This window comes from Streptomyces sp. NPDC002784 (assembly GCF_053592135.1).
This window is the reverse complement of sequence record NZ_JBSFVD010000027.1, coordinates 22,121-35,316: the sequence shown is the minus strand read 5'-3', so window position 1 is coordinate 35,316 and position 13,196 is coordinate 22,121. Positions and strand designations below refer to the sequence as shown.

The 13,196-nt window shown below is 67.6% G+C and carries 6 protein-coding genes; 3 read left to right on the top strand and 3 right to left on the bottom strand.

Going from position 1 to position 13,196, the window contains the following annotated elements:
* The first annotated feature begins 91 nt into the window (after positions 1-91).
* Entirely contained in the window at positions 92-2,188 is a 2,097-nt protein-coding gene (locus ACWD1Z_RS31560) for a molybdopterin oxidoreductase family protein (protein ID WP_451123331.1), read from the top strand.
* On the opposite strand, the gene ACWD1Z_RS31555 is transcribed toward ACWD1Z_RS31560, so the two are convergent.
* Positions 2,183-2,590, bottom strand: coding sequence for a gamma-glutamylcyclotransferase family protein (locus ACWD1Z_RS31555; RefSeq protein WP_451123329.1), 408 nt, complete (start codon positions 2,588-2,590; stop codon positions 2,183-2,185). The two genes, ACWD1Z_RS31560 and ACWD1Z_RS31555, sit on opposite strands and share 6 nt — an antisense overlap.
* A gap of 110 nt (positions 2,591-2,700) precedes the next feature.
* On the opposite strand from ACWD1Z_RS31555, the gene ACWD1Z_RS31550 reads away from it, so the two are divergent.
* Together ACWD1Z_RS31550 and ACWD1Z_RS31545 are read left to right on the top strand one after the other, a co-directional pair.
* A complete protein-coding gene (locus ACWD1Z_RS31550; RefSeq protein ID WP_451123327.1) occupies positions 2,701-4,353 on the top strand; it encodes a M4 family metallopeptidase in 1,653 nt (550 codons plus the stop codon).
* 341 nt (positions 4,354-4,694) lie between these two features.
* Positions 4,695-4,862 carry a helix-turn-helix domain-containing protein gene (locus tag ACWD1Z_RS31545; RefSeq protein WP_451123325.1) on the top strand — a complete coding sequence of 56 codons (168 nt, stop codon included), beginning with the start codon at positions 4,695-4,697 and terminating at the stop codon, positions 4,860-4,862.
* A 431-nt stretch (positions 4,863-5,293) separates the two neighbouring features.
* Here ACWD1Z_RS31545 and ACWD1Z_RS31540 read toward each other — a convergent pair whose 3' ends face one another.
* Positions 5,294-5,695, bottom strand: a complete 402-nt coding sequence (locus tag ACWD1Z_RS31540) for a hypothetical protein (RefSeq protein ID WP_451123323.1) — start codon at positions 5,693-5,695, stop codon at positions 5,294-5,296.
* Positions 5,692-13,062, bottom strand: a complete 7,371-nt coding sequence (locus ACWD1Z_RS31535; protein ID WP_451123321.1) for a polymorphic toxin-type HINT domain-containing protein — start codon at positions 13,060-13,062, stop codon at positions 5,692-5,694. The genes ACWD1Z_RS31540 and ACWD1Z_RS31535 overlap by 4 nt, the downstream gene beginning before the upstream one ends.
* Positions 13,063-13,196: the final 134 nt, after the last annotated feature.

Here is a 13,196-nt window from a genome sequence, read left to right as displayed (position 1 = left end):
CGGACTCGGGGGCCGACGGGGAGGTGGCCGTCGACGCGGCGTAACAATCCGCCGTCACGGCACGTAACACGGCCGAAGCACGCTGGAGGGCATGCAGAACACCGCCACGCCCACGCACTGTCCGTACTGCGCCCTGCAGTGCGGGATGAATCTGACGCCCGCCCCCGACGGGACGGTCGAGCTGAGTGAGCGGGCGGACTTCCCGGTGAACCGGGGCGCGCTGTGCGGCAAGGGCCGTACGGCGCCGGCGGTGCTCTCCTCCCGGGTGCGGCTGACCTCCCCGTTGGTGCGCTCCGAGGGCACGCTGGTGCCCGCCTCCTGGGAGGAGGCACTGGACCGGATCGCCGAGGGGCTGAGCCGCACGCGGGCGGAGCACGGCCCGGACGCGGTCGGAGTCTTCGGCGGCGGCGGTCTGACGAACGAGAAGGCGTACACGCTCGGCAAGTTCGCGCGGGTGGTGCTCGGCACCTCGCAGATCGACTACAACGGCCGCTTCTGCATGTCCTCGGCGGCGGCCGCCGGGATCAAGGCGTTCGGCCTGGACCGCGGGCTGCCGTTCCCGCTGGAGGACATCCCGAAGACGGGCTGCGTGATCCTCGTCGGCTCCAATCTCGCGGAGACGATGCCGCCGTCGCTGCGGTTCTTCCACGAGCTGCGCGAGAACGGCGGCACCCTGATCGTCGTCGACCCGCGCCGCACGAAGACCGCCGAGCAGGCCGACCTGCACCTGGCGCCCCGCCCCGGCACCGACCTCGCCCTCGCGCTCGGGCTGCTGCACCTGGTCGTCGCCGAGGGGCGCACGGACGAGGAGTACATCCGCGAGCGGACCACCGGCTGGGAGGAGGCCCGCGCGGAGGCGCTGGCGCACTGGCCCGAGTACGTCGAGCGGATCACCGGCGTGTCCGTGCCCGAACTGCGGGAAGCGGTACGGATGTTCTGCGAGCCGGAGGCGGCCATGGTGCTCACCGCCCGGGGCCCGGAACAGCAGTCCAAGGGCACCGACACGGTGGGCGCCTGGATCAACCTGTGCCTGGCGACCGGCCGCGCGGGGCGCCCGCTGTCCGGCTACGGCTGCCTCACCGGGCAGGGCAACGGCCAGGGCGGACGCGAACACGGCCAGAAGGCCGACCAGTTGCCCGGCTACCGCAAGCTGACGGACCCCGAGGCCCGGCGGCACGTGGCCGAGGTGTGGGGCGTGGACCCCGACTCGCTGCCGGGCCCGGGACGCAGCGCCTACGAGCTGCTGGACGCGCTGGGTACGGACATTCGCGCGCTGCTGCTGATGGCCTCCAACCCGGTGGTCTCCGCGCCGCGCGCCGCGCACATCGAGGAACGCATCAAGTCCCTGGACTTCCTTGCCGTCTGCGACGTGGTGCTGTCGGAGACGGCGGCGCTGGCGGACGTCGTGCTGCCGGTGACGCAGTGGGCGGAGGAGACGGGCACGACGACGAACCTGGAGGGGCGGGTGCTGCTGCGCCGGCAGGCGATCACGCCCCCCGACGGCATCCGCAGCGACCTGGAGGTCATGCACGAACTCGCCGACCGCCTCGGGGTGGAGAAGGGTTTCCCGACCGACCCCGAGGAGGTCTTCGAGGAGCTGCGCCGGGCCAGCGCGGGTGGTCCCGCCGACTACTCCGGCATCACCTACCGCAGGCTCATCGAGGAGAACGGCGTCTTCTGGCCGTGCCCGGCGGACGGGGACGCCCCGGAGCCGGCCCACCCCGGCACGCCCCGGCTCTTCCACGACCGGTTCGCCACGGAGGACGGCCGGGCCCGGTTCGTGCCGGTCGCGCACCGGGCGTCGGCCGAGGAACCGGACGAGGAGTACCCGGTGCTGCTGACGACGGGGCGGGTGGTCTCGCAGTACCAGTCGGGCGCCCAGACCCGCCGGGTCGACGAGCTCAACGCCGCCGCGCCCGGCCCCTTCGTGGAGCTGCACCCGCGGCTGGCGGCGCGGCTCGGCGCGGCCGAGGGCGACCCGCTCGCGGTGGTCTCCCGCCGCGGCCAGGCGGTGGCCCCGGCCCGCATCACCACCGCCATCCGCCCCGACACGGTGTTCATGCCGTTCCACTGGCCGGGCGAGGGCCGCGCGAACACCCTCACCAACCCGGCGCTCGACCCGACCTCCCGCATGCCGGAGTTCAAGGTGTGCGCGGTGCGGGTGGAGGCGGTGGAGGACTCGCTATAGGCGTACGGCCCAGTCGCCGCCGTCGATGAGCCTGCCGTGGGCGCGCAGCCGTGCCGCCACGGCGGGCGCGGCCACGTACACCCACGCCCGCACCGGACGTGAGGCGGTGCGCACCTCTCGCTCGACGCGCTCGTAGAGGTTGCGCGATCCCCCCGGCGTGTAGTCCTCCAGCCTGTCCAGGGCCCTCAGGAGGTCCGGGTATGCGTCGGGGCGCGCCGTGATCAGCTCGCCGTGGACCCGTCCGCCGGGCGCCTCGACGACGTAGGGATATCCGGGTCCGTCGTAGAGCCACGCCCCGTTGAGGGCCGCCGGCTCCTCCGTCAGCGTGCGGCCGCGCAGGAAGAGGTCGTGGTTCGGCCCGCCGGGCCGCAGCGTGCCGTAGACGAAGAACGGAAGGGTCACAGAAACGATTCTGACCCCTCACACATCTCCACGGGACGGCCCTGGCCACTGATCTGTCATGCCCCCTTAAATCACAGGACAAGATCACCCGCTCCCTCCCGAGGAGATCCATGAGCCGGATACGGCCGCACGTCCGAGGTTCCCGTCTCGCCACCGCCGGGGTCGCCGTCACCGCCGCCGGGCTGCTCGCCGCGACGCTCACCCCGTCCGCGGGCGCCGCCGACCGGCCGACCCGGGCCGTGGCCGTCGAGAACGCGGCCGCCGCCCTCGCCGACCACGCCGCGGCCCTGGGCCTGACCTCGGCGCAGGACACGCAGGTGCGGGACGTCGTCGTGGACGCGGACGGCACGCAGCACGTCCGGTACGACCGGACGTACCGTCAGCTGCCGGTCCTGGGCGGTGACTTCGTCGTCCACCTCGCCAAGGACGGCACCTACCGCGGCGCCTCCCGCGCCGTCAGCGGAACTCCCGCCCCGGCCGCCGGTGTCACCCCCGCGCTCCCCGCCGCCCGCGCCGCGGACCTCGCCGTGAACGCCCTGCGCGCCGCCAACCTCGGCGAGGCGCTCCGGCAGCTCACCGCCAAGCCCCGGCTCGTGGTGGACGCCCTGCACGGCGCACCGAAACTGGCCTGGCGGACGGACGTCCTGGCCAAGGACTCCCTGGGCAACCCGGTCGGGCGGACCGTGCTGACCGACGCGCGCACCGGCACCCAGATCGACGCCTGGGACACCCTGGAGACGGTGGGCGGCGACGGGAAGTCGCTGTACAGCGGGACGGTACCGCTCGACACGACGCTCTCGGGATCGACGTACCAGCTCAAGGACGCCTCGCGCGGCGGCACGTACACCGGCGACGCGGGGGGCCAGTCGGACCTTTGCCTGCTGGGCACGATCTGCATCAGCCGGGCGCCGTCGACGGTGTTCACCGACGCCGACAACCATTGGGGCACGGGCACGACCACCGACCGCGCTTCCGCCGCGGTGGACGCCCAGTACGGCACGGACGTGACCTGGGACTACTTCAAGGGCGTGCACGGCCGCAACGGCATCGCGGGCGACGGCAAGGGCTCGTACAACCGGGTGCACTACGGCACCCGGTACAACAACGCCTTCTGGGACGACAGTTGCTTCTGCATGACGTACGGCGACGGTGACGGGACGAATCTCGGCCCGCTGGTCTCGCTGGACGTGGCCGGGCACGAGATGGCGCACGGGGTGACGTCGAAGACGGCCGCGCTGACCTACTCGGGCGAGTCCGGCGGGCTCAACGAGGCGACCTCCGACATCTTCGGCACGCTGGTGGAGTTCCACGCGGCCAACTCCGCTGATCCCGGGGACTACCTGATCGGTGAGAAGATCGTCCGGGACGGGTTCGGGCACGACGCGCTCCGCTACATGGACCAGCCCTCCAAGGACGGCAGTTCGGTGGACTGCTGGACCCCGGCGACGGCCGGTCTCGACGTCCACTACTCCTCCGGCGTCGGCAACCACTTCGCGTACCTCCTGGCGGAGGGCAGCGGCGCGAAGACGATCAACGGCACCGCCCACAACTCCCCCACCTGCGACGGATCCTCGGTGACGGGGATCGGCCGGGACGCGTTGGGCGCGATCTGGTACCGGGCGCTGACGGTCTACATGACGTCGTCCACGAACTATGCGGGTGCGCGCACGGCGACGCTGAGCGCGGCGAAGGACCTGTACGGGGTTGGGAGTTCGGAGTACGCGGCGGTCGGGGCGGCGTGGAGCGCGGTCGGCGTGGGCTGAAGCGCGCAAAGGCGGTGTCAGGGGTGCGGCATTGCACCCCTGCAGTCCGCCCCGCCACGCCCTGGCTCACCCACTGGTCGGGCTTCTCCTGTCTCGGTTGATGGTTGGCGCTCTGGCTTCACCTGATGCCTGACACCGCTTGCCTCGGCTTGGCTGGGCGCGTCTGATCATCCCGCTTCGGTGGTACGCCGTGGCTGCCGGCGGGGCGTTCGAATGGGTGCGGTCGGGTGCTCGGGCCGGCAGATGCGGTACCTGTGGCCGTCCGGGTGATCATTGTTCGGCTGATCCTGGGCGGTGTGCTGGGGGTACCGTCGGAGTGTTGCCGCAGAACGGAGTTGGCCGTGTCGCAGAGCATTGAGGAGCACACAGGCGCTCGGATCGCCCGTATCCGGAAGCAGCGCGGCCTGACACAGCAAGGGCTGGCGATGCGGGCGCATCTGTCGAAGTCGCTGTTGTCGAAGGGCGAGTGCGGTCAGAAGCCCGTGATGCTCGGGTATTCCTCGCGCTAGGGAAATGCACGCCCGGCCGGAATATTGGCCGCACTCACAGCGGTAGCAGCCATCACTTCCTCAGGCAGCACAGGGGAATTGGACCCCTGCCCCGATGGCAGAACGGAACGTTTTCTCGACGACCGTCAGTCGCTCCGAGCACGACTGCTCTTCCAGCTCATCGAGGAAGGCCTCAACCGTGTCGCCGTCGAGCGAGCCTGATCCCCGGTTCCCGCTACAAACTCCAGTCGAGACTTACGGCAGGTACCCCTGAATCGGACTTCAACTCTGAATCTCTCAGTTCTAGAGACTCCAACCCCTCTTTCTTACTCCTTCGATCATCGTTTGCTCCATACCGCGAATCGCTACCCCGCCTGCACCGCGCTGCAGACTGTTCACGGACTCCGACTGAGTCGCAGCCGTAGTCCGTGAACAGTCGCAGCCGGCAGGGCTCACACCGTGGCGAACCACAGATCGTTTGCCGAGAAGGTCTCCATTTCCAGCTCTCGAAGCTTCTCCTCCTCGCCGAAGGCCCGCCCGAGTACTGTGATATCGCAGTGCATGACTGGAGCGTCGAATGACGGAACAAGAATCACCGTTCCCCCCCGGGCGAGAACCTGCAAGTCTCCTGAAGTGCGTTCCTCGGCGACGATCAATCGCAGCGTTGTGGACACCATTGCCACGCGAGCGTCCCGGACCAGGACACTCAGCCATTCCTCGTCGGCTTCTTTATCCCAATCGACAACCCCTCCAACCGATCGGGCCAGATAGTCGGCGATCTCGACTGCGACCTCTTCGCACCAGGTGACCGGCGGATCACCCAACTGCGCCAGCGCATCCGAGACATTGATCACGGTGCACCCCCGGGGCTCCCATGGATAGCACCCCGAGCATTCCGGTAGACATTTATGTAGTGAGTCAATTCCCCAGTCCTTCCGACAACCCCAACAGGCCCATTCGTGACATACACCTTGGCCTTGTTTCCAGCCCATAGTCCATGGGCGTCAGCATAGGCGGCAGCGTCCAGCGTTGCCTTTTCCGCATCCACGCCCTTGAGGAAGACGCTCTTTGTCGGACCTGACGAACCCGGGAGGTGCTTCAGCATTGCCGGGTAGCTGACGGTGTATGTGCCGTTCGTCAGCTCCCCATGACGGTTCAGGTAGCTCGCAGGCGGCGTGAAGCAGTTTGCATTGTGAACCAGTACCGGAGTTTCTCCCGCCAGCACATAGTACGTGTGGAGGTCGTCCACGGTGAGGTTGTACGTGCGCGCATGCTGGGTGTAGGGGCGGTTGGCGGTGACGATCACCGTGTCGCCGTCGTCGGTGAGCAACGTCATGCCCGGGGTGAGCGAAGCGGCTTCGACCCAGTCGTGCTCGGAGGGTGACCAGAAGGGGTGTTCGTGGGTTGCCGTGAGCTTTTCGATGCCGTTCGCCGTGGCAATTGAGAGCTCGTTGAAGTGTTTGTCGTCCTCGGTGACGATGAGGTGGGTGACTTCCCGGGGTCCGGTTTCGCCGGTTTCGGGGTCGGTGGCCTGGACCTTGTCACCGGGTTTGACGTCCTCGATGTCCTTGGTCGAGCCGTCGGCCATGAGGACATCTGTTCCAGCAAGGAAGCACTTGGCACAGTTCCCCAGGCGGGCAAGGGTCCCACTGATTGATTTTCCGCTGGCAGCTGCTGCGGGTACTGCACCCCTCATGAGGCGTCCGAAGAACGCGCCAACGACATAGAGCGCGTCTGTGACGATTGCTTCGACGCAGTCGCCCTTGCCTGTGATGCAGTTGATATTCGCGTCGACACCGAACGGGTCGTTACCGGTTTCGAGCAAACCGTTGTCTTTCGCTGTGACGCAGAAGGCAGCGTACTTAGGGTGCGTGGCACTGGAGCCCTGACATGTACCTATGCTCCATTTATGCAGCGCCTCCTCATAGGTGTCGCCAGGGAAGATCGCGCCTCTGTAGATCAGTTCTTCCTCTGTGGGGATGGGGGTCCCCTGAACGATGAGCTTGCCGCTGCTGTTGTCGTTCGTGCCGCTGTCGGACGTCGCGGTGCCGCTGCTGCCCGCGTTACCGGTCGGGCTCCCGTCCTTGTCGTAGCAGCCCTCGGTCGTGCAGCCAGGCCCATTTTCCGGAATCCAGGCAGTGTCGGGGTTGCCGATGCTGCAGCCGTCACAGAACAGGCCCGTGGGATCTGAATGGGTGACGGGGTTGTTGCCAGCGTAACTGTAACCGTTGAGGGAATGCGGATCTGCCGGGTCGAGGATGGGGTCGACGGACAAGAACTGGCCAAGGGCCGAGTCGTATTCGCGAGCACCGATGTGGGTCAGGCCTGTGGTGGTGTCTCGGGTTTTACCGAGGAAGCCCTTGTCGTCGGGCCAGGTGGTGGTGTCGCCACCAGGAGCGCCTCGGTCGGCGCCGAAGGGGGTGAGGTGTCGTCTGGTAAAGGTCTGGGTGGTGTTCGGGGTAATGGCGAGGGTGCTGGTGCCGTGATGGTCCCCGGTCAGGTAGGCGAAGGTGCTCGTGCCTGACTCGTTGGAACGGAGCGCTGCTGTCACACCGCCCCCGGCGTAGTAGCGCTGGGCCCAGGTCGTGCCATCTGCCCTGAGGTGTAGTTCTGTGGCGCCGGCGTACAGAACTCGTTCGCCGTTCTCCGTTGCGCGGATCAGCAGGTTGCCGGCGGCGTCGTAGAGGTACTTGGTGACGATGTTGTTGGGTGCGGTGCTGGTGGCGAGGTGGCCTTCGTCGTCCCAGGTGTGTGAGTGGGTACCGGAGGAGACGGGTGCGGTGCCAATCCAGGAACCGGCGCTCCACTTCAGCTTCCAGGCGGCGTCGTAAACGGCGAAGCTGCCGCTGTCCTGGAGTGTGGCGAAGTGACCTGAGCCGGCGCCGACGGCGGTCTTCGTGGACCACAGCGAGGTACCGGCGGCGCTGTACACGACGAAGTTGCCGTCGTCCTGCATGGTTGCCCATGCGCCGGCATTACCCCCGGTGTTGGTGTGCCAGCGCAGTTTGCCGGTGTCGCGGTCATAGATGGCCAGGTCGCCGTCCTTCTCCATGACCATGCGGGCGCGCTGGCTGCGCACCTCCTGGCCTGCCGTGAGCTTCGAACCCGCCCGCAGGTACTGGTGGGACACCGTCGTGGCGCGCCGCTCGGTGTTTCCCGCGTCGTCGTAGCTGAACGACTGTGTCCGGGTACCGTCGCCGGTCGTGCTCACCGAGGTCAGGGTGTGCGGCTGGGCCGCGCCCGCCGGGGGGTAGTCGTAGGCACGCTCGGTGTCCTGCCCCGTGCGGATCCCGACCCCGTGCTGGGTCTCGGTCAGGCGCTGGCCCGCGGCGTTGTAGGTATAGCTGGTCCAGTACGGGGCCGGGCCCGAGAGCGCGGATCCTGTGCGGGTGGCGGAGCAGTCCTGCGAGGACGGCGTCCACGCCTCGACCAGGCGCTGATAGCCGTCGTATGCGAAGCACTGCGTCTCCGCGCTACTGGTGCCGCCCAGCGTGGTCGGGTCCGTGATCGCGGTGACGTTTCCGGACTGGTCGTAGCGGTAGTTCAGGTCCTGCAGCATGTACGGGTGGGTCTGGTCCGTGACGTGACTGCGGAGCAGGCGGCCGGTGCCCTCCTCGAAGCGGTTGGAGACGTAGATGTTCTTGGCGCCCGTGCCGCCTGTCCCCAGTGTCAGCAGTTGCGGCTGGGAGAGCGCCGAGTACGACACATCACGCAGGTAGCCCGTCGAGCCGCCGATCGAGGCCAGATTTCCCAGGTCGTCGTATGTGAAGCCGATGGTCTCCGACGGCAAGCCGCCCATTGCGGGCTGCCGGTCGTACTGCTGGGTTCCGTCGAGGTTGAAGTACGTCTCATAGGCCAGCTTGGACAACGACGGGTCCGCCTTGACGAACGCGTCGTCGGCGGGTAGTTCCAGCTGGGTGTGGGTGGCCCGGCCGAGACTGTCGTACGCGGTGACGGTCTGTTTGTAGGCCTGGCCTGACTTGCCGCCCACGTACCGGGTGGAAGAGGTGGGCAGGCCCTTGAGGGGCGTGTCGTAGGTGTAGCTGGTGAGCTGGTTGGCATCCGTCTTCGAACTCTTCCAGGTTCCCGTGACACGGCTGAGTTCGTCGTAGTCGGTGACGATCGACTTGTTGCGGGCATCAGTGATCCGGATGGGCCGATCCAGGTCGTCGTACTCGGTGAGCGTGGTGCCACTGTCCGGGTCGCCAGCGCTGACCTGGCGGCCGAACAGATCGTATGTGTACGTCCACTCGGCGTTGTCCGGGCCGGTGATGGACCTCGGGAGGCCGTCCAGGGTGTGGGTGAACTTGGTGGTCGCGTACGAGGTGCCGGGCCCGGTGCCGAACGAGGCGTCGGCCGGGCTTTCGTTCGCGTACTGGCGGGTCTGCGTCGTCCGGCCGCGTATGTCGGTGATCGTGCGCTGGGCAGACCCGCCTTCCAGAGCGGTCGTCGCGACCGAGTCACCGGTGTAGCTCGTGGTCGTGGACCACTTCTTGACTCCGTAGACGTACAAGGTGCTGGTCGTCGGCCGACCCGCGCCGTCGAAGACCGTCCCGGTCTGCACAGGCGCTTCGCCGTACTCGGCCCGTGTGTAGGTGCCGTTGGGCGTACTGGTCGTGTCGAAGATGTCCGCGTACGTCTCGTAGGCGAGGCCACGGGTGTCGTAACGGGTATCGGTCAGCAGGCGCCCGCCCTGCGGCGTCGGCGACTGGGTCTGCAGCGGACGCAGCAGGGAGTCGTACAGCGTGTAGGTGGTGTTGTGGGTGGTGCCGTCCTTCTTCAGCGTCGAGGTCGACACCCAGGATGGCTTGGTGTTCTCCAAGCGGTAGTCGAAGATGATGCTCGCCGCGTCGCTTCTGGTTCGGTTGGGCTGCCAGACCGCGGTCAAGCGGCCCAGAGCGTCGTAGGAGCTCTCGTTCTTCTTCAGGTTCGCGTCATAGACGCGCAGTGCCAGGCCCCGGCGCGGATCGAGGAAGCTGACCGTCTTGTACTGCTTGGGGTCGACGGCGACGGTCTTGGTCAGTGGGCCCGCGTCGGTCGGTGTGTACTCCGTGGAGGACGTGTTACCCGCCGTGTCGGTGATGCTCAGCAGACGGCCGAGAGTGTCGTACTTCGTCCTCGCGGTCGTCTGCCAACCAGTTGGCAGCCGATCGCCATTCAGGTCCGCCGTTGCGGCGTAGCCGGTGGGCCGGCCGGTCCAGGTCGCTTCACCCTTGGTGGGCTTCTGAGTTGCTGACCAACTCATCGCCGTGGCGTTGTCGTAGACGATCGCTGTGTCGGACAGGATGTCGCCGCGCGTGTCGGAGTTCGCCGACAGGGTCAGGTTGCTGTCCGTGATCGAGCACTCCCGGGCGACCGTGCGGGTGCGGGAGACCAGGCTGGTGATGCCCACGTCGGTGTTGCGGGCGTACCAGCGGAGGGTGCAGGTCTCGTCGCCGCCCAGGCCCTTCTGCCCGTAGTCGTCGAAGGCGTACACCATGCCGAGGGAGTCGTATCGCTTGGTCCCGACATGACTGCGCCAGTTGCCGGTGGTGGTGAGGTGAGTGCTGCTGTAGCTGACGGTGTCGCGGACCCAGCGGGCGATGTGGGCGGCCGCGTCGGGGACGGTCTGGGTGGCCGTCTTCTTGTGCGTGTAGCTCTTGAAGGTGCTGCTGATGGGCTGGCTGCCGTTGTAGGTGACCTGCTGGCGCAGTAGGCCCTTGAAGTATTCGCTGTCTTCGGCGCCCGTGAAGTCCACGTCGGTGTCCAGCAGCGGGTCCACCGTCACGGACTTGGTGGTGCCGTCCTTCTTCTTGTCACCGTGCATGCCCTGCATGTAGAGCGACACCGTCTTGGAGCGGGTCACACTCGTCGCACCGGTCCAGGCAGTGACCTTGCGGTAGCCGCGCCAGTCCGACCACGTCCGCTCGTCCTTCGGCGTGAACGGGTCATCACTGTGGTGCCAGGCCGCGCCACTGTAGTCGTAGGCGTGCTCGACCATCTCGTTGCCCGCGGTGGGGTCAGCGACGCCTACGGCCAGCACACGGTACTTGTGGAACCAGTCGACCGATGCGTTCTCGGCGCCGTTGATGTGCCAGTACTGCGGATAGCAGGAGCGGGTGTTGGTGTCCTCGGCCGCGCCCAGGACCTGGCTGCGCACGCACTCCGGTGACGACAGCGTCACCGTGGTGATCGCGCCCGTCTCCGAGGTCACGGTGGAGATGCGGGGGCGGGTCAGGGGCAGGATGTCGTCGGTGGCGTCGACCCTGTTGGGGCGCATCTGGTACGTGAACGAGATCGGGTTGAGCGCGATGCTCGTGTCGCCCGCCTTTGCGGTGCGCTTGAGCGACTTCAGGGTCAGCGTCTGATCGGAGCTGTCGCCGATGTCCCCGCCGTCCAGGTACTGCTGGACCAGGGCCCAGGAGTCCACGGGGTCGTAAGCGTCGCTGGTCGCGTTGTACGAGTAGGTGTTGACGCTGGTGACACGCTTGCGGGAGAAGAACGACGGGCCTGAGGCGTTGCACTCGGTGTCGCCGCTGGTGCAGATCGCGTCGAACGGGACGTCCGGCCAGTTGTCGGCCGTTGCCTCGGTCAGGCTGGAGCAGTCGGAGGCCGTGCAGCGCTCGGAGTGGCCGAAGGTGACCTTCGCGTCCGCCTTGTCGGTGAACAAGGCGCCCTTGCGCAGACCGTACTCGATGCGGCTGAGGTATCCGCCCCGGGTGTAGGAGGCGTTGGCGGTCGTCGCCTTGTTCTTCTCGTAGTAGTTGGATTCCTTCGTGTACCAGTACGTGGCCGCGTTGCCGTGGGTGTCCTCGACGTAGTCGAGGTTCCAGCGCCACGCCTGGGTCACCGACCGGTCACCGAAGGTCTCACCGGCCGAATAGCCCGGCTCGCCCGAGTCGTCACCGAACACCGGAACGGTCCAGGTGGAGTTGGTGCGCTGGGTGTCCGCGCCGTCGAGCATGTTCAGGCCGAACACGTACTTGGTGCCGTCGCCGGTGACGACGGTCCAGTACTCACCGTTGTTGTCGCCGTTGTCTGCGCCCGTGGAGCGCGTCACCTGCGAGGCGTCGTCGTCCTCCAGCCGCCACTGGCCACTGGCATCGTCCCTGACCAGGCGGGTGGACTTGCCGTTCAGGACCAGGCTCGCGTTGTCGTACTTCCAGCAGAGGTCGAAGACGTCCGTGTGGCCGTCGTCGTCGCAGGAACCGTAGCTGCGTTGAATGTAGGACTCCGTGAGTGAAAAACCCTCACCGATCGCCGTGCCCTGGTTGTTGGTGGCCGCGGTGCGGCCGTCGATGCTTCCTGAGTCGTAGGACATGGACAACGAAGGTGCGGGGCCGGCAGCGGCTGGGGGCATCGTGAAACCGTACGACCAGGTGAAGGAGCCCGAACTGCCTCCCGCCTGCCACTCCGAGGACGCCGACAACGGGGTGGCCGAGTAGTCTCCGGTGCCCTTGGGCGACTGACCGGTACCGTTGGCCGCGGCGGTGACCGCGAGTACCGTCGCCCCGGATGTGGTGCTCTCGGCGGAGCGCGTCAGTTGAGGGTGCGCGCCGCTCACGGCCTCAGCCAGCTCCACCTGAGCCGAGACCACCTGCCGTGTGGCGTCGTTGTCCGAGGTGAGCGGGTGTTGCTCGCGGCACTCGGCTTTCTGAGGGGTGGTCAGCGCGCAGGCCGGCAGCTGTACCAGGCGCAACCGCTGCGACCAGTCGCCGCCCACCATTGAGGCGAAATCGCTGTAGTCGACGCGCAGTTCGGCAGCTCCAGCCGTCTCTGCCTGAGCGGTCAGCAGAACACCGGTGATCCCTGTCTTCCGGGCAGCCTTCTGGTCCAGAACAGTAATGCGCACGTCGCCTTCGGCCGTGGCCTCCTGACCGGAGCCCGAGGGCATGGGGCCCACCACGAGCGGGACGCCTCCCGGCGCGGCCTTGGCCGCTTTGCCGCCGGTGAGCCCGAGCGTCGCGGTACCGCTCCTGGGCCAGGCAGCAGACCTCTGCTCCGACTTGGCGCGTTCGGCCTGTGCCGCGTTCGCCTTCCCGTCCTTGGCGACCTTCTGCCGGGCTTTCTTCGCCCCTGGCCCGTCGTACGTCTTGACCTTGCTCACCCGGGACTCGGGCACATCGGGCCGCCCCAGACCACCCGGCTCGTCGGCCTCGGCCACCTGAGCCAGCCCCAAGGGCACCACCAGCGCCAATGCCAGCGCCTGCACCACCAGTCGGCCGGTACGGTGCCATGGCATCCCGCGGTGCCGATTTGAGGTGCCTATGCCAAAAGCCATCGTATTCGTCCCGCCCAGTCCGCAATCAGTAAGAAGTTCACAAACCCGCGTCCGTCGGCTGGTGCGGGCAGCGCTTGGCCGCACGCACCGGCCGG